Genomic DNA, 17,274 nt, shown 5'->3' with positions numbered 1-17,274 from the left:
ATGGCGACCATCGACGTCAAACACGTGTACAAGCTGTTCGGGCCGCAGGCATCGCATGCGCGCGTGCTCGACCTGCTGCGCGGCGGCAAGCGCAAGGCGGACGTGCTCGCGGAGACCGGCTGCAACGTCGGTCTCAACGACGTGAGCCTCAGCATCGGTTCCGGCGAGATCTTCGTGATCATGGGCCTGTCGGGCTCGGGGAAGTCGACGCTCGTGCGGCATTTCAACCGGCTGATCGAGCCGACGGCCGGCGAGATCGTGATCGACGGCAGCGACGTGATCAAGCTCGACCCGCACGGGCTGCGCGAGCTGCGGCGCTACAAGGTCAGCATGGTGTTCCAGAACTTCGGGCTGCTGCCGCACCAGACCGTGCTCGACAACGCCGCGTATGCGCTGCGCACGCGCGGCGAAACGCGGCACGACGCGCTTGATGCCGCGCGCACCTGGCTGTCGAAGGTCGGGCTCGACGGCTATGCCGACCATTACCCGGACGAGCTGTCGGGCGGCATGCGGCAGCGCGTCGGCCTCGCGCGCGCGCTGGCCGCGGACACCGACGTGCTGCTGATGGACGAGGCGTTTTCCGCGCTCGATCCGCTGATCCGCACCGAAATGCAGGACCAGTTGCTCGAACTGCAGGCGACGCTCGCGAAGACGATCGTGTTCATCACGCACGATCTCGACGAGGCGCTGCGGATCGGCAACCGGATCGCGATCCTGCGCGACGGCACGCTCGTGCAGGTCGGCACGCCGGACGACATCCTGGCGCGGCCGGCGGACGATTATGTACGAAGGTTCGTCGAGAAGCGCACGGGCATGAACTGAGCCGCCGCCGGATCGAATCCGCCGACGCTTGACGCAAACCGGATTCGAAGAAAAACCCGTGATCGCAGTTGATACATTTCTGAACGGCCGCGGCGCACGCCCTTGGCTTCCGTTGACGAACGAATCCGGCCGGAGGTCCTTGCCGGACAGGCTTCTGCGATCGCAATCGAATATCTGGTGCTACGGGTGAACCCGGATGCACGAAGCGGCAGTGTCAAAAGTGAAACGTTTCGCGTTCGTCGCGGCGGCATTGAAAGACGCCGTCATGTGCTTGAATGCAAACGGGAATTCAGCCGTGCATCAGGGCTGTTCCGGGGCCGGCGTGTTTCAGGACTGAAACATAAATCGCACGCCGAAATCGGGCGAATCGGCCCGAGCCGCATGAAAGATCCAACTTCCTCTTTGCATTCAGGCGCTTGCAAGGGTGGCATCGCCGATGCGTCGCGTGGTCCGGATTGGCGCAGTCGGCCAAGCCGTCCCTCGTTACTTCAGGAGGATTTCATGCGCAAAACTTTATTGGCGTCCGCTGCGCTCCTCGCATTAGGATGCAGCGGTTACGCGATGGCGAATCCATGCAGCAGCGATACCAGTTCGACATGCAGCCAACGAGCCGATGACGGATCGAACTCCCTGACCAACACGGTAGGCTCGACTCAAACCAGCAGCACCGGGTCCAACGCGAACGAAGTCTCCCCCGGCGCGAGCGTCTTTCAGGATTCCTACAACACCACCAGGGTCGTCGCGCTCAGCAGGCTCGACGGCTACGTCTCCAACGTCCAGGTCTCGGGCATCGGCAACCAGGCGGCCAACTCGGGTAGCGCGGCCGGCGGAAGCGGCGGTCGGGGCGGCTACGGGTATGGCTTGGGCGGCAGGGGCGGCACCGGCGGTAACGGCGGCGCAGGCGGCGCAGGCGGCAGCGGCGGCAGCGCGCAGAACGGCAGCGCGACGGCAGGCAACGCCAGCAACGGCAGCGCGACGGCCGGCACCGGCAACGGCGGCGGCGGCGGAAACGGCGGCGCATCCGGGGCCTCCGGCGGCGGCGGCGGCTACGCCACGGCGGGCGGCGGCGCAGGCTCGGGCACGGGCGGCGGCGCGGTCGCGGCTTCGATCGGCGTGGGCGGCCCCGGCAGGGGCAGCGGCGCCGGCTGGGGCGGCGGCACTGGCACAGCCGATCCCGGTTCCGCGTGGGCCAGGAATCATGGCAGCGGAAGCGCGACGGCATCAACCGGCAGCGGCACCGGCACCGGGACGGGTACCGGCACGGGCAACGGCAGCGGCTCGGGCGGCGCAGGCTCGTCAGGCTCGGCGACGGCTTCGGGCGGAGCAGGCTCCGGCACGGGCGGCCCCGGCACGTCCGCGGGCGGCACGGGCGGCGCGGCGACAGCGTCGGCGGGCAACGGCGCGGCGGGCGGTGCGGGCACGGGCGGTAGCGCGGCCAACGGCGGCGCCTCGACGACGGCCAGCAACGGCAGCGCGACCGCAGGCAGCGGCGCGGTGGGCGCGATGGGCGGCGCGGGCGGCGCAGGCGGCACCGGCAACGGCGGCGTCGGTAACGGCGCGGTCGGCGGCGCGGGTGGCGCAGGCGGAGCCAATGCGGTCAACGCGGGGACGTTCAACATGTCCAACGCGATGGCGAGCGTCGGTCAGTCCGCGGCGGGCATCATGATCGCCAACCAGAACAGCGGCATGGCGTCGTTCGTGCAGCAGGCCGTGACCGTGCAGGCGAACCTGACCGTCGGACGTTAGAACGGCCGGCCAGCCCCGGCGAATCGTACGCAAGGCCGCAGGGGCAGTCGCTCCCGCGGCTCGCGTTCCTTCGCCGGACGGACGAGATGGCCGGCGACGGCGGGACGACCGAATGGCCGCCTCGCCGTCGCCGGCGTATTCCGGCCTGATGTCCGTCGATCGACGGTCACGCCGATTCCGCTCCCTGCGCGTCGGGTTCGAGCCGACCCGCGCAGGGCCGAAGGAGACAGCCATGCGAATCCGAAAGGCATTTTCGCTGATGCTATTGCCTGCGGTGTTGCTGCCGGGCCTGACGGCCCATGCGGCGCCTGACGCGTCGCGAACCGGCGTGGATGCCGGGGTCAGCGCCGCGCCGACGCCCGCACCTTCCACACCGGTTGAACCCTCGGACGGGACCGTACCGGCTCCGGCAGCGACCGGCGCGCCAACCGTGCACGACGACAGTCTCGGCGTCGCGATGACGCCCGACCAGCTCGACCAGCATCGCGGCGGCGATGCGCTGATCGGGCAGAACTACCTGACCGGCGCGGTTACCGACAACGTGGCGAACCGGGTGTCGACAGGCTCGAATTCGATTGCCGACGGCTCGTTCGCGAATTCGAGCGGGTTGCCGACGGTCATCCAGAATACCGGCGCCAACGTGCTGATCCAGAACGCGACGGTGCTCAACGTGCACTTCGGAAATTGAGCGATGAGACATTGCGCGGCGGTGTGGATGGCGGCGCTCGCGTGCGCGGCATCCGTCCCGGCAGCCCGGGCGGACGAGATGACCGTGGTCGATCCGGCCGGCGCCGGCTACGCGATGCACGTCACGAGTCTCAAGGAAGCGCGCTTCAAGCGGACCGTCAAGCAGCAGTACGACTTCAGCTGCGGGTCGGCCGCCGTCGCGACGCTGCTCACTTACCAGTACGGCTATCCGATGACCGAGCAGACCGCGTTCACCCAGATGTGGGAGAACGGCAATCAGGAGAAGATCCGCCGGCAGGGATTCTCGCTGCTCGACATCCGGCGCTTTCTCGAAGCGCACGGCTTCGTCGCGGACGGCTACGAACTGCCGCTGCAGACGCTCGCGAAGACGCACACGCCGGCGATCGTGCTGATCACCGAGCACGGCTATCACCATTTCGTGGTCGTGAAGGGGCTGCGCAACGGGCGCGTGCTCGTCGGCGATCCGGCCACCGGCACGCGGCCGGTCTCGCTCGCGAGTTTCGAGCAGAAATGGGAAGACCATGTCATTTTCGTGATCCACAACAAGCCCGAGCTTGCGGTGTTCAACGACCCGCGCGACTGGCGCGTCGCGCCCAGCGCGCCGCTCTACACCGGCATCAACCGCGACGGCCTGTACAACGTCGTGATGCCGAAGCACGGACCGAGCGACTTTTGAGGACCGTCATGAGATCCGAGACCAGGAAGATCGCCGGCTTGGCCGCGATGGTGTGCGGCGGGATGGCGTCCATGGGCGCGGCGGCGATGCCGGACGGAACGCCGGCCGCGACCGTCGAATGTGTCACGCAGACGAGCGGGGCGGCGTCGTGGCTTCCGGCGTCCGGTCACGCGCAGGATGAGCGGGACGAGCGGAGCTGGCCGGCGGGCGGCGCGGTCGCGCTCAGCGACGCGCGCCTCGACGCGATGCGCGGCGGCTTCGATCTGCCGGGCGGCCTGCAGGTCTCGTTCGGCATCTCGCGTGTCGCATTCGTGAACGGCAACCTGGTCACGACGACCAACTTCGACATTCCGGACGTGAGCCAGATCACCGCGCAGCAGGCGCAGGCGCTGGCGGCCGCGAACCTGGGCGCGCTGATCCAGGTCGGGCCCGGCAACGCCGCGCAGCCCGGCGCGCTGCCGGGGCTGACCGGCGCGGTGATCCAGAATACGTTGAGCAACCAGCACATTCAGGCGCTGACCACGATCGATACGTCCGTCAACACGCTGTCGATGTTCAAGAACCTGAACATCATGTCGACGCTCAACAACGCGCTGACCGGCGTGCTGCCCGGCAGATGAGCGGGCAGGCGCGCGCCCGGCCTCAGAACGCGATCGGCACGCGCAGCGTCATGGCGACGTCCGGCGTGTCGCGCGTGAGGCCCGCGCCGATCGACAGGTTCAGCGTGGTCTTCGGCGACAGCCGGTACGAGTAGCCGACCAGCAGCGTGCCGAGGATCACGCGCACCGAGCCCGGCACCGTCTGGCCGTTCTCCTTCGTGGGCAGCACGATGCTCTGGTCGTAGCCGAGGCTCACCGACGCCTTCTCGTTCAGCGCGAGACCCATGCCGATGTTGAAGCCCCAGATGTCGCCGGGCTGCACGCTGCCGACGAAGTCCTTCTGCCCGTTGCGGATCGTGAGGCTGAGGTTGTCGCGGCCGAAGCTGTGCAGGTAGCTGACGTTGCCGAAGAACACCACCGGGTCGGACGGGAAGAGCCACGTGAGGCCCGGCTGGATCGCGTAGAAGCCGGAGCCGGTCGGCTGTTCGAGCGGCAGGCCGGTGCCGGTGGTGTTGCCGACGCAGCGCGTGACGCAGTCGGTGACGACGTCGAACGGGCTCTTGCCGGTGGCGGTCTTGAAGCGGAGCCAGCCGATGTAATAGAACTTGTCGGGGCCGCCGGTGTTGAACTGGTAGCGCAGCGTCATTTCGACGTCGCCGAGCCCCTTGCCGTGGCTGTTGAACGCGTTGTCCTGGGCGGACCCGGTGAAGATCTCGCGGCTGACCGTGTCGTTCGTCGAGTACACGTAGGGGATGCGGACTTCGACTTCCATCCGGTTGGTGATCCCGTAGCGCGCCGCGACCGCGGCCGTCAGCGTGGTCGTCTTGACTTCCCGCACGTCGACCAGGCCGATCAGCAGCGCCGGGATGATCGTGTAGCCGACGAGGGCGACGCGGTTCGACGACGAATAGCCGAACTGGAACGACGGCTCGACGACGAACTTGTGCTTGGGCGTCAGCACGCCGGGCTGATCGAAGATCGGCGCGACGGGCGGCGGCGCGGTGTCCGGCACGGGGGCCTGGCCGACCGGCTGGCTCGGCGCGGGGGTGGCCGCGGATTGCACGTTGCCGGGGCTGGGCTCAGGGCTGGGGGCGCCGGCTGTCATTGCGCCGCCGGTGCTTGCTGTGCCGGCGTCGGTTGGCGCTGCGCCGCCGGTGTCGCCGGTGCCCGCCCCACGTTTGGCCGCGAGTTCCCGGTTGTCCAGCGCCCGGCTCAGGCGCGTGAGATTCGCTTCTTCATCGGCAAGCTTGCGCTTGAGCGCGTCCAGTTCCTTCAGATGGTGATCGACTTCCTGGCGCAGCGCGGAGATGTTCTCCTGGGTCGACTGGGTGTCGAGCGACTGCGCCTGCGCCTCGGCTTGAAAGAGCAGCACGCTTGCGTAGGTGATGGCACGGATGTGGCGAAATGGCATGCGCTTCACGGTGCGTCTCCATGATCAGGCTTGCAGATTCACCCCAATGTGCACCGACGGCAGGCCAAAGAATGTCTCTCCGGCGGCGTCGATGCGCGTGCGATCGAGCGCAATGAAACTTCGGCAGCGAGGCCGCGCGCCGACGCAGGATTGTCATGTGCACAACATCACCACGACGTCAGTTGCCGCCACCCGAACCACGCAGCGGCAGACTTCACGAGGCTAGTTCAGGCAGACTTCGAAAGCCAATCAGACAAACCCTTGATCGCGTACGGCGGCGACACGGGCGCACCTGTTTCGCGGGGTCTTCCGTCAAAACCGCATGCATGTTTCGCGCCTGTGGGGCGCGCGTTGTTTTTGTGTGTGCGCCTGCCGTTCGTCGGCTGACGACCGCGTTTCGCGTTCGCTGTCGTCGTTCGCTGCGTCGGTTTTCTGGCAGTATGTCGGCGCGCAAGCATTCCGCACGGCCGGTTCGTGCCGGCATGCGCATACCATCGATCCCGACGCTACGCCGACCCCCTTCGCCAGATGAACTCCAACCCGACTGTGCCGCCAGGCCGACCGCTCCCCCGGACCACCGACAAGCGCATGCCGGTCGAGGATCTGCCGTATCCGCTCGGCAGCCGCCGCGCCGACGACCCCGCCGGCGACAACCGTCTTTACGGGTTGCTGGGCGACCAGGCCGTGTTCGAGCACATCGGGCTGCGTCCGAACATTCGCACTCGCGCCATCAGCGAGTGGCAGAGCTTCGGCGGACGTCTCAATGGAGAAATGTTCGCGGGATTGAAGAAGGTGTTCGGCTCGATCACCGAAATCGAAGAGGGGCCGATGGGCTCGCCGGCGTCGATGACGAACGACGCCGAATTCAACGGATTCGCGTCGTGGCAATGGGTCGCGTCGACCGACGACGATGCGCACTTCTTCGTGTTCCGTTCGCGCGACGCCGAGTGGGCCGGCTTCCGGTGGCGCGACGCATGCTTCCGTTTTCGCCTGGCGTCCCTGCTGGGCTTCGTCCTCGAGACGGGGATGCCCGCACGCGGCTCGGGATATTTCCAGGTGACGGCCGTGTGCGTGTTGCGCGACGAGCCGGGGCCCAACGCGTGGTTGCGCAACGTCGAGACCGCGCACTTCGACTTCAGCGACGCGTGGACGGCCGAGGTCGCGTTCGAATTGCTCAGCGTGCTGACGCGCGTGGCGAATTTTCTGGGCAAGGCGTTGACGGCGAATCAGGTCGCCGACGCCTGAGCGAGCGCCAACCGCCGTACGCGCACTGCGGCGAACTCAAGCTGACCGAAAAACATCCTGGATGACTTCGACCGCCTTGGCTTGATCGGTGGCGACGCGATGCAACAGACCTTGCTTGCGCGCCCTCTTGCCTTTTGTCCGTTCGCGTATCCGTTCGCCGTGCGCGGCCGCCGCGTCAGTGCGCGACGGTTTCACGCTCGCCGGTTCGTGCATCGGCCGTTTCCTCGCGAAGCGCATCGGCCAGAATCAGATCCGCGCCTTTCTCCGCGACCATCATCGTCGGCGCGTTGATGTTGCCCGACGTGATGTTCGGGAACACCGACGCATCGACGACGCGCAGCCCCTGCAGCCCGTGCACGCGCAGCGACACGTCGACGACCGACGTCGCCGCATCGGGCCCCATCGCGCACGACCCGCACAGGTGGTAGATCGAACCCGACTGCTCGCGGAAATACCGCAGCATCGCTTCGTCGGAGTCGACCTGCGGCCCCGGCGAAATCTCCTCGACGGTCATCGCCTTCAGCGCCGGCGCCTGCATCAGCGCGCGGATCAGCCTGCTGCCCTGCACGGCTTCGTCGAGATCCTTCCGCGTCGTCAGTGCATTGATGCGGATCGTCGCGGCGTCCTCCGCGCGGTTCGATGCGATCTCGATCGTGCCGCGGCTCGTCGGCCGGCACGGGTTGAATGCGATCAGGAAACCTGAATACGGCTCGGGCTTGATGCTCGCGCGGTCGCTCTTCGGAATCCGGTACGACAGCGGGTTGAAGTAGAGCTGGAGGTTCGGCTCTCGCGCATCGCGCGCGCCGCGGAAGAAACCGCCCGCCTGGTTCACGCTCATCGCGAGCGGGCCGCGCTTCGTCAGCAGGTAGCGCAGGCCGATCTTCAGCTTGCCGAACAGCGTGCCCATCTCGTCGTTGAGCGTCGGACGGTTCGCCTTGAAGTAGAAGCTCACGCACAGGTGGTCCTGCAGGTTGCGGCCGACGGCCGGCAACGCATGCACGACCGGCACCCGGTGCCGCGCGAGCAGCGCCGGATCACCGACGCCCGACAACTGCAGCAGCTTCGGCGTATCGACCGCGCCCGCCGCGAGGATCACTTCGCGCGCGGCGGCGATCGTCTCGTCGCCGTTCGGGCCCGCGACGACGACGCCCGTCGCGCGCGTGCCGTCGAACGTCACGCGCCGTACCAGCACGCCCGAGCGCAGCGTGAGGTTCGCGCGGCCCAGCGCGGGCCGCAGGTACGCGAAGCTGCTCGAGCAGCGTTCGCCGTGCTTCGTGTTCAGGTCGTAGATGCCCGCGCCTTCGAACTGCGCGCCGTTGAAGTCGGCGGTGCGCGGCAGGTTCAGCTGGTCGCAGCCCGTCAGGAACTCGTGGACGATCGGATGCACGTCGGCCTGCATCGACGTGATGTGGATCGGCCCGGTCGTCCCGTGGTATTGCGGATCGGCCGCGCCGGCCGCGTGCGTTTCGAGCTTGCGGAAATACGGCAGCACGTCGTCGTACGCCCAGCCCGGATTGCCGGCGGCGGCCCAGTCGTCGTAGTCGCCACGCTGGCCGCGCACGTAGACCATCGCGTTGATCGAGCCCGACCCGCCGACGACCTTGCCGCGCGGGCAGTACAGCTTGCGGTCGGCGAGCTGCGCTTCGGGCTCGCTGTAGTACATCCAGTTGTAGCGGCGGTTGTAATAGGTCTTCGTGAAGCCGACCGGCACCTTGAACCAGAACGATGCGTCGCGCTCGCCCGCTTCGAGCAGCAGCACCGAGTGCCGGCCCGATTCGCTCAGGCGGTTCGCGAGAATGCAGCCGGCCGAGCCCGCGCCGACGATGATGTAGTCATAGGTCATGTCGCGTCCTTCGCGGTCAGCCCTTCGCGGGGGCGAGGTCCTTCACGTCGACGGGCTGCGTGCCCATCTGCAGGTGCAGCCGCTCGCCCGTATACGGCGAATGGCGCTTCACGACGTCCATGTCGAGCTCGATGCCGAGGCCCGGCTCGTTCGACGGAACGATGTAGCCGTTTTCCCAGCGGATCGGCGTCTTCACGACTTCCGAATGAAAGCCGCCCCACGTCATGATGCTTTCCTGGATCAGGAAGTTCGGCGTGCAGGTCGCGAGCTGAATGCTCGCGGCCGCGCCGACCGGCCCGTTGTACAGGTGCGGCGCGATCTGCGCGTAGTGCACCTCGGCGAGCGTCGCGATCTTCTTCGCTTCGAGCAGGCCGCCCACGCGCGCGACGTTCAGCTGCAGGATCGACGCGCCGCCTGCCTGCAGCAGCTTGTGGAATTCGTACTTGGTCGTCAGGCGCTCGCCGGTCGCGATCGGGATCGACGTGTGCTTCGCGACTTCGGCGATCGCTTCCTCCTGCCCGGGCGGCACGGGCTCCTCGAACCACAGCGGGTCGTACTTCTCGAGCCGCTTCGCGAGCCGGATCGCCGACGACGGCACCATCTGCCCGTGCGTGCCGAACAGCAGGTCGGCCTTGCTGCCGACGGCCTCGCGCACGCGACGGCAGAACAGTTCGCAGCGATCGAGCACTTCGAGCGACAGCTGGTGGCCCGAATAGGCCGTGTACGGCCCGGCCGGATCGAACTTGACGGCCGTGAAGCCGAGCTTCACGTTCTCGGCCGCGCATTCGGCGGCAAGGTCGGGATCGTCGTAGTCGTATTCGCCGTTCGCGTTCTTCGGGTACAGGTACGTGTACGAACGCAGCCGCTCGTGGATCTTCCCGCCGAGCAGTTCGTACACGGGCTTGCCGGCGGCCTTGCCGATGATGTCCCAGCACGCCATCTCGAGGCCGCTGACGACGCCCATCATCGTCAGGTCGGGCCGCTGCGTAAAGCCGCTCGAATACGCCTGGCGGAACAGCCGCTCGACGTGGTGCGGGTCGTGGTTCAGCAGGTAGCGGTCGAACACGTCGTCGATGATCGGGCCCATCGCCTTCGGGTGGAACGTCGCCGAATAGATTTCACCGACGCCTTCGATGCCGTCGTCGGTCGTGAGTTTCACGAAGATCCAGTACATCCCGCCGACGTGCGGCGGCGGCACGGCGACGACGTGGGTGTCGAGCGAGACGATCTTCATGCGGACTCCTTGATGCGATTGAGACGATATTTGAGGGCGGCGGCCGCGCCCGCGCCGCAGAGCGCGATGGCCGCGATGTAGCCGAAATAGAGCTGGTAGCCGTGCGCGCCCGGCCAGGTTTGCGTCACGTAGCCGTTGATCAGCGGCACGAACACGTCGGGCGAATAGCCGAGCACCGAGATCAGGCCGATCGCGAGGCCTGCGCAGTGGGGCGGCACGCGGCAGTCGTCGAGCAGCGACCAGTACAGGCCGCGCACCGCGTAGGTGAGGATGCCGATGAACAGCACGAGCACGACGAGCATCGCCTGCGGGCTGTGCGGCGGCGCGGCGATCAGGCCGGCGAGCGACAGCGCCGCGAGCACGAGCGCCCAGAACAGCACGGTGACTTTCGATACGCGGTCGCCGAGGTAGCCGCCGCCGATGCCGCCGATCGGGCGCATCCACAGCTTGAGCGTCGTGATGAAGCCGGCCGCCGTCACGCTGAGGCCGAAGTTGCCTTCGTGCAGGTAGGCCGAGAAGCTGAAGGTCGCCCAGAACACCTGGTAGCCGCAGAACACGATCGCCGCGACGAGCCACAGCTCGGGAATCGACGCGAGCGTCTTCAGGTCGGTCAGCACGTTGCCACGTCGGACTTTTGCGGTGGCAGCGCGTCGTGCGTCGCGCGCCGGCTCCTTCACGAGCGCGAGCAGCACGCCGAGCGCGATGCAGCTGCCCGCATACAGATGCACGACGAGCGTGAAGCCGGCCGCGTCGGTGCCGCCGTGCGTCTGCGTCACGTACGCGAACAGCGAGATCGCGATCGTCGCGAGCAGCGCCTCGACGAGGCCGCGCCCGCCGTCGAGCAGACCGAAGAAGCGGCCCTGCTCGTCGGGGCCCGCGATCGTGTTCACGCGCTTGATCACGGCGGCCCAGAACGTGAGGCCCGTGGTCAGCCCCCAGCCGCCGAAGATCAGCACGAGCGCGGGGAACGACGGCCCGGTTGCGTAGACGAACCCGAGCGCGCCCGTCGCGAGCAGCGAGAAGCAGATCAGCCGGCGCGGCGACAGGCGGTCGGCGAGCCAGCCGCTCGGCAGGTAGCTGACGAGGAAGATCGTGCCGAGCGACGAATACAGGTAGCCGAGCTGCACGTCGTCGATGCGGAAGAACTGCAGCATCGTCGGCTGGTACACCTGCCGCAGGTACAGCATCGGGTAGATCGCGCCCGCGGCGATCACGAGCAGCAGCAGTTGCAGGTAGCGTTGCGCGCGCGCGTCGTGCGACGTGTGCGCATCGGCGTGCGACGCGAGCGACGGCGCGTGCGTCGACGGTTGGGTCGGCATGATGTCTTCCTCCGGGAGATCGCCGCGCTGCGGACGTCTCCTTGTGTCTTGGTCTCGATGGAACGTGGCCGGTGCGCGGCGGGTTCCCGCCGCGCACCGGCAGGGAACGTCAGTACTTCATGACGACGAGGCGCGTCTGCGTGAATTCGAGCATCCCGTGCTTGCCGTCGTCGCCGCCCAGGCCCGAGCGTTTCCAGCCCGCGTGGAAGCCCTGGTACGGATCGGCCGGCGTGCGGTTCACGTACAGCTCGCCCGCCTCGATCGCGTTCGCGACCCGCATCGCGGTGCGGTAGTGCTCGGTGTAGAGCACGGACGACAGCCCGAACTGGTGGTCGTTCGCGAACGCGATCGCTTCGTCGATCGTCCGGTAGCGCAGCACGGGCATGACCGGGCCGAAGGTTTCCTCCTGCACGATCTCCATGTCCTGCCGGCAGCCGGTCAGGAGCGTGGCCGGGTAGAAGAAGCCGGGGCCGTCGGGGACGACGCCGCCGGTTTCGAGCGTCGCGCCCGCCGCGATCGCGCGTTCGACCATCCCGTGGATGTGCTCGCGCGCCGATGCGCTGACGAGCGGCCCCATCCGCGCCGGATCAGCCGCGCGGTCGCCGATGCGCACCGCGCCCATCTGCTCCTTCAGCAGCGCGACGAAGCGGTCGTGCACGCTGTCGTGCACGTACACGCGCTCGATCGCCGTGCAGAGCTGGCCGCAGTGCGTCGTCTTCGACGCGACGAACGCGGCGGCCGCGCGTTCGAGATCGGCATCCGGCTCGATGATCGCGGGCGTCTTGCCGCCGAGTTCGAGCGACGGCTTCGCGATGTTCGCCTTGCAGTAGTCGAGCACCGTGCGGCCCGCGTTCACGCTGCCCGTCAGCGTGATCATCCCGACCGCCGGATGCGTGCACAGCGTTTCGGCCGTCGCGTGGTCCATCGTCAGGATATTGACGACGCCGGCCGGGAACCCTGCGTCGTCGACGGCCTTCGCGATTTCGAATGCGGACACCGGCGTGTGATTGCTCGGGCGCACGACCACCGTGTTGCCGGCGATCAGCGCGGGCGCGACCTTGCGCAGCAGCGTGTAGACGGGATAGTTGAACGGGATCAGGCACGCGACGACGCCGATCGGCTCGCGGTGCAGGAACAGGTTTTCGTCGGACGTATCGCTCGGGATGATCTCGCCTTCGATCCGGCGCGCCCATTCCGCGTGATAGCGGGTGATCTGGCCCGCGTAGACGGCTTCGCTCGACGCGTCCTCGACGCTCTTGCCGGATTCCTGCGCGAGCGCCGCACCGATCTCGGGCGCGCGGGCGGTCAGCGCGTCGGCGAGCCGGTGCAGGTACGCGGCGCGCGCGGCGCTCGGCAGCTTGCGCCACGCTTTCTGTGCGGCGGCTGCCGCATCGACTGCGGCGAGCGCTTCGGCGGGCGACGCGGCGGGCACGCGCGCGAACGTCGCACCGGTGGCGGGATTGCGGACGGCGATGAACGTGTCGCTTTCCGGGGCGACGAAACGGCCGTTCACGTAGTTGCGTTCGGTGCGCATGAAGTGGCTCCTCCGATGGGTGGCGGGCGGATCGCTTCGGATGGCGAAACGCGCGTCACGGGACAGGGGCCATTCTGGTCATGCGTTTAATGCACGACAAACGACTTATTTTCGGGTGGAGCGTGAGAAAAACGCATGTTGGTCGGTGGGTCGGGCGGCTTCGCACGCCACGCAACGGCAGGGCGATGGCGGCGCGCGAGCGGGGGCGCGGCGGCCTGCGGGTATTTCCCGATGGGGCGGGGCCGGCGCGCGGCGCGCCGGCCAAGCTGTCGTCCGCTCAGCGCAGCGGCGGCTGCGGCAGCGGCGACGACGGTTCGAGGTGGCGCTTCGACAGCCACACTTCCTGCTGCAGCCAGTCGCGGAACTGCACGATGTGCGGCAGGCTGGTTTGCTCGGGGCGGGTGACGAACCAGTACGACTGGTGGCCGTCGACGTGCACGTTGAGCACCTGCATCAGCTGGCCGGCGGCGAGCTCGCGCGCGACCATGTGGCGGTCGGCGATCGTGATCCCGAGGCCGTCGATCGCCGCGCGGATCGCGTGGTCGAGCAGGTCGAATTCGTAGCCGCCGCGCGTGTCGACGTCCGTGATCCCGGCCGCTTTCAGCCAGTGCTGCCAGGTCAGGTAGCGCTGCTCGTCGGTCGCGAGCACGTGCAGCAGCGTGAAGCGGTTCAGGTCGATCGGCGCGCCGTCCTGCCGCAGCCGCGCATACAGTGCGGGCGAGCAGACGGCGATGTGCTGCTCCTGCATCAGCAGCGCGTTGTCGAAGCCGTCCCATTCGCCGTCGCCGAAGCGGATCGCGCAGTCGAGCACGCGAGATTGGCCGAGGCTGTCGTGGATGCGGGTGGTGAGGGTCAGCTCGAATTCGGGGTGCGCGTCGCGCAGCCGCCCGAGGCGGGGCATCAGCCAGCGCGCGGCGAAGGTCGGCGGCACGTTCACACGCAGCCGGTTCAGGTGGGTTTTTTCCTGCAGGCTGCGCACGGTCAGCTCGATCTTGTCGAACGACTGCCGCAGCGCGCGCAGCAGCACGCGGCCGGCCGCCGTCAGCTCGAGCTGGTGATGACGGCGCTCGAGCAGGGTTTCGCCGAGCTGGCTTTCGAGCTGCCGGACCTGCCGGCTCACGGCGCTCTGCGTCACGTTGAGCAGCTCGGCCGCGCGCGTGAAGCTGCCGGTGCGGCCGGCCATCTCGAAGGCTTTCAGCGCGTTCAGCGCCGGCATCTTGCGTCTCACGGAGCGGTGTTTTCGGTTGGTGCGGGATGCTTATTGTAGGGGGCAAGCGCTTGACGCTGTGGGCCGGCGTGGCCGGTCGAACGGATCGGCGGCGGGATCGAATTCCCGACGCTCGAACAGGCGATCAGTGCGGCACGAAAGGGCGCGGGGCTGAGGGAGCAGGTGGTTACTCCGCCGGCTATCGATCATTGATCGGGATCCAGCCCGAAGTGCATGAGCGTTTCCCGGCGCCCGATGGCCTCCGCATCGGCGTCCGATATGATAGGCAACTGGCTCTTCGAGTGGTCGATGCGCGCTACGTTGAAGACCTTTCTTTGCGGCAGTGGTGTCGGTTCGGCGGCCGGCTGTGCGTTGTGCTCGTCGACGGACTTGCGCATGACGCGCGCCAGGCTGTGATGGAGTTCGTTCGTGACGAACGCTTCGATAAGCTGCCTGGCTTCCGAGAGACGAATGGGACGATGCCCGCTTGTCGTGCGACCGCGCTTCGCCGCAGGCTGGGCGATCCGGAATCCCGTGATCGGACTGTGCCTTTCGCTCATTCGTAAATCCCCTTTTCGATCAAGTATTCCTGCAACGTCAGCAGCGACGTACCATGCGGCGCAACGTCGAATGTCACCCACCGTTGTGAGCCGGCTGCCCGCCAGAAGTCTCGCCCGAATCGCGTCGCGTAGAGGGCGCGCAGCGATCGAAGCGACCCGTCGGCCAACCCGATCGGATATCCCTGGAAATACTGGAACAGCGCGGCTTCGTCGCCGTGCGCGGCGGGAATGCGCGCATCGAAGCCGAATCGCGGCCACGCGTAGTATCCGTAGAGCCGAGGCCCGCCGGGTTCCGGCGCTGACTTGCGGCCACCCACTGCCAATGCGCCGATTCGGGCGATCCCCAACGTATCACATGCTCGAACGATTCTCCAGAGCATTGCAGCACCGAGTCCGGCGACAGCGTTGTCGGCCAGATCGATTGTCCCGAGTTCGAGTACGGACACGTCGGGGGATCGTAGGACGGATACGCGATTCTCGGATCGGATCAACGTTGGGTGGGTGACGGCGAACGTCAGTCTGCCCGCACTGTCGAGACAGGTTTGAACGTCCGATCCGGCCGGCGCGCCGCATAACGAGACGAGCAGTGCGTTGGAAATTTCGCTCGCCACGCCAAGCAGCGCGGCGATGTCCAGATCGTTTCGATTGACCGCCAGCTGATCGTCGAAGTACGTCGTTTCGTATGGCAGAACATGACTGAGATCGACACATTGGGCGGGCATGGCAGCACAGGGAGCAGAAAAACCCAGCATATCGCCCCGAACCCGGCTGGCCGAGTCCGCCGAATGGCCAGATCGAAGGCGGGGAGGTCGACTGCCGACAGATCGATCGACACGAGCGAATACGAGTGCCGCGCGAGCGCGGCAGAGGGCTCGGCGACGACGTCGGAATCGGACGGGTAGACCTTCAGGCCGGGTTGTGGCGTGACGAAGTCTTCGATCATGATCGGCGTTCGCACGGCATGGGTTCGGCAGGGCAACACGAGCGAAAGCGATCGACCGATGACGGCCGGGCGTTATCGGGATGTGCCCAATACGAGTCGCGTGCGGTCCATTCATTCGATCGGCGATGCCTGCATTTGCGCCGGTCCGTCTGGAGATGTCGCCTTGATAATAGTTGATAACCGGGCTACCCTACGTGCATTGAGTTCAACGCCGTCGGGAGGTCGACATGATCAGTGCCGAACTGGGCCAGCAACTGGAGACTTACGTCGCGAAGCTGGTCGAATCGGGGCGCTATGGGTCCAAGAGCGAAGTGCTTCGGGAAGGCGTGCGTCTGATTCAGGATCGCGAGGCGCAACTGGATGCGCTGGACGCCGTGATCGCGCGCAGCCTTGCCGATGCGCAAGCAGGACGCGGCGCCGATGCGGAGGAAGTATTCGATCGCCTCGAGGCGAAGTATCGGGCACAGGCGGATCGTCAGGCATGATCGTCCGCGTGTCGGACCTGGCGATTGCCGAACTCGAAGCGATTGCCGATTACATTGCGCGGGACAACCCGCGACGGGCCATGACATTCGTGCGGGAGATCCGCGACAAGTGCGTCAGCCTTGCCGAGATGCCATTTGCGTTTCCGCTGGTTCCCCGATTCGAGCGTCACGGCGTGCGGCACCGTGTGTACGGAAACTACCAGATCTTCTATCGGGTCGAAGGCGACCCGCCCACACGGATCGACATTCTTCACGTGCTGCATGGCGCGCGGGACTATGCGGCCGTTCTTTTCTGAATGAGTTCGAGGGTTACCTGATATCTGGCGTGCGGAAAGGGCTTCGCCGCATGGCGTCGCGCATGCGGAAGCTTTTCGATTGGTTGTCGCATCGCCCTGTCCGTCGTTGCCACCGCAAACAAAACTGCCGTTCAGTCGCTTGACCGAACGGCATGACGGCTGCGGCCTTCTCGTTGCCGCGACGAGTTACTGATCGGGATTCAGCCCGAAGTGCATGAGCGTTTGCCGGCGACAACGCGCCTCGCCGTCGGCCATCGATATGACGCGCAACTTGCTCTTTGAGCGATCGATGCGCCCCACGTCAAATACCTTTCTTTGCGGCGGTGATGCCGGCTTGCCGGCCGGTGCGAGCATGGCATGTGCTTGGCCGTGATGGTGGCGTTCGCTCGTGATGAGCTCGCCAATGAGCTGTTTGATTTCCGAGAGACGAATGGGCCGGTTTTCGCTCGCCACGCGACCGCGCCGACGTCGCCGTATACGCCAAGCAACGACGAGATGTCCAGATCGTTTCGATTGACCGCCAGCCGATCGTCGAAGTACGTCGTTTCGTATGGGAGAACATGGCTGAGATCGACGCATGGGGCGGGCATGGCTGCGGATACGGAGCGGAAAGAACCCAGGTATCACCGCTGTTCCGGCCGCCCCA

General features: G+C 66.9%; 18 protein-coding genes. 8 read left to right on the top strand and 10 right to left on the bottom strand.

The window, feature by feature from the left end:
• The 5 genes from HWX31_RS02795 (at window position 1) to HWX31_RS02775 (ending at window position 4,572) form a co-directional block, all read left to right on the top strand.
• Window positions 1-822 carry a quaternary amine ABC transporter ATP-binding protein gene (locus tag HWX31_RS02795; RefSeq protein WP_059613104.1) on the top strand — a complete coding sequence of 274 codons (822 nt, stop codon included), beginning with the start codon at window positions 1-3 and terminating at the stop codon, window positions 820-822.
• Between the two features lie 501 nt (window positions 823-1,323).
• The gene (locus HWX31_RS02790) at window positions 1,324-2,568 is read left to right on the top strand and encodes a hypothetical protein (protein ID WP_175933866.1); all 1,245 of its coding nucleotides are present in this window, start codon (window positions 1,324-1,326) and stop codon (window positions 2,566-2,568) included.
• Between the two features lie 112 nt (window positions 2,569-2,680).
• A complete protein-coding gene (locus tag HWX31_RS34820; RefSeq protein WP_415493120.1) occupies window positions 2,681-3,256 on the top strand; it encodes a hypothetical protein in 576 nt (191 codons plus the stop codon).
• A 3-nt stretch (window positions 3,257-3,259) separates the two neighbouring features.
• Complete coding sequence (locus HWX31_RS02780; RefSeq protein ID WP_244143628.1) at window positions 3,260-3,952, top strand: C39 family peptidase; 693 nt, start codon at window positions 3,260-3,262, stop codon at window positions 3,950-3,952.
• An 8-nt stretch (window positions 3,953-3,960) separates the two neighbouring features.
• Complete coding sequence (locus HWX31_RS02775) at window positions 3,961-4,572, top strand: hypothetical protein (RefSeq protein WP_174962769.1); 612 nt, start codon at window positions 3,961-3,963, stop codon at window positions 4,570-4,572.
• 22 nt (window positions 4,573-4,594) lie between these two features.
• Here HWX31_RS02775 and HWX31_RS02770 read toward each other — a convergent pair whose 3' ends face one another.
• Window positions 4,595-5,971, bottom strand: coding sequence for an acetate kinase (locus HWX31_RS02770; protein ID WP_174962767.1), 1,377 nt, complete (start codon window positions 5,969-5,971; stop codon window positions 4,595-4,597).
• A 579-nt stretch (window positions 5,972-6,550) separates the two neighbouring features.
• Here HWX31_RS02770 and HWX31_RS02765 point away from each other — a divergent pair.
• On the top strand, window positions 6,551-7,207 hold the full coding sequence (locus HWX31_RS02765) for a hypothetical protein (RefSeq protein WP_174962765.1): 657 nt from the start codon (window positions 6,551-6,553) through the stop codon (window positions 7,205-7,207).
• A gap of 36 nt (window positions 7,208-7,243) precedes the next feature.
• Here the strand turns inward: HWX31_RS02765 and HWX31_RS02760 are convergent, their stop codons facing one another.
• From HWX31_RS02760 to HWX31_RS02725, 8 genes are all read right to left on the bottom strand, one after another.
• Complete coding sequence (locus HWX31_RS02760; RefSeq protein ID WP_174962763.1) at window positions 7,244-7,420, bottom strand: hypothetical protein; 177 nt, start codon at window positions 7,418-7,420, stop codon at window positions 7,244-7,246.
• Window positions 7,383-9,050, bottom strand: coding sequence for a GMC family oxidoreductase (locus tag HWX31_RS02755; RefSeq protein ID WP_174962762.1), 1,668 nt, complete (start codon window positions 9,048-9,050; stop codon window positions 7,383-7,385). Before HWX31_RS02755 ends, HWX31_RS02760 begins: the two co-directional genes overlap by 38 nt.
• A gap of 16 nt (window positions 9,051-9,066) precedes the next feature.
• Window positions 9,067-10,284 (bottom strand): mandelate racemase/muconate lactonizing enzyme family protein, encoded by a 1,218-nt coding sequence (locus tag HWX31_RS02750; protein WP_174962759.1) that lies wholly within the window; start codon window positions 10,282-10,284, stop codon window positions 9,067-9,069.
• Window positions 10,281-11,603 (bottom strand): MFS transporter, encoded by a 1,323-nt coding sequence (locus tag HWX31_RS02745; protein ID WP_174962757.1) that lies wholly within the window; start codon window positions 11,601-11,603, stop codon window positions 10,281-10,283. Before HWX31_RS02745 ends, HWX31_RS02750 begins: the two co-directional genes overlap by 4 nt.
• Before the next feature lie 109 nt (window positions 11,604-11,712).
• Complete coding sequence (aldA, locus tag HWX31_RS02740; RefSeq protein ID WP_174962755.1) at window positions 11,713-13,137, bottom strand: aldehyde dehydrogenase; 1,425 nt, start codon at window positions 13,135-13,137, stop codon at window positions 11,713-11,715.
• Between the two features lie 277 nt (window positions 13,138-13,414).
• Window positions 13,415-14,353 carry a LysR substrate-binding domain-containing protein gene (locus HWX31_RS02735; RefSeq protein WP_059613120.1) on the bottom strand — a complete coding sequence of 313 codons (939 nt, stop codon included), beginning with the start codon at window positions 14,351-14,353 and terminating at the stop codon, window positions 13,415-13,417.
• 197 nt (window positions 14,354-14,550) lie between these two features.
• On the bottom strand, window positions 14,551-14,904 hold the full coding sequence (locus HWX31_RS02730) for a hypothetical protein (protein ID WP_059633738.1): 354 nt from the start codon (window positions 14,902-14,904) through the stop codon (window positions 14,551-14,553).
• Complete coding sequence (locus HWX31_RS02725; protein WP_174962753.1) at window positions 14,901-15,656, bottom strand: hypothetical protein; 756 nt, start codon at window positions 15,654-15,656, stop codon at window positions 14,901-14,903. The genes HWX31_RS02730 and HWX31_RS02725 overlap by 4 nt, the downstream gene beginning before the upstream one ends.
• Window positions 15,657-16,074: 418 nt before the next feature.
• Between HWX31_RS02725 and HWX31_RS02720 the strand changes: the two genes are divergently transcribed.
• Window positions 16,075-16,332: a type II toxin-antitoxin system ParD family antitoxin gene (locus HWX31_RS02720; RefSeq protein ID WP_059613127.1), complete on the top strand. Its 258-nt coding sequence runs from the start codon at window positions 16,075-16,077 to the stop codon at window positions 16,330-16,332.
• On the top strand, window positions 16,329-16,628 hold the full coding sequence (locus HWX31_RS02715; RefSeq protein WP_174962751.1) for a type II toxin-antitoxin system RelE/ParE family toxin: 300 nt from the start codon (window positions 16,329-16,331) through the stop codon (window positions 16,626-16,628). The genes HWX31_RS02720 and HWX31_RS02715 overlap by 4 nt, the downstream gene beginning before the upstream one ends.
• Window positions 16,629-16,814: 186 nt before the next feature.
• Here the strand turns inward: HWX31_RS02715 and HWX31_RS02710 are convergent, their stop codons facing one another.
• Window positions 16,815-17,081, bottom strand: a complete 267-nt coding sequence (locus tag HWX31_RS02710) for a hypothetical protein (RefSeq protein WP_174962750.1) — start codon at window positions 17,079-17,081, stop codon at window positions 16,815-16,817.
• Between the last annotated feature and the right edge of the window lie 193 nt (window positions 17,082-17,274).

It is taken from the genome of Burkholderia ubonensis, from assembly GCF_902833085.1.
In the GTDB taxonomy this organism is placed as follows: Bacteria; Pseudomonadota; Gammaproteobacteria; order Burkholderiales; family Burkholderiaceae; genus Burkholderia; species Burkholderia ubonensis.
Note: the sequence above shows the minus strand (reverse complement) of the source record. Positions and strands in the feature narration are given on the sequence as shown.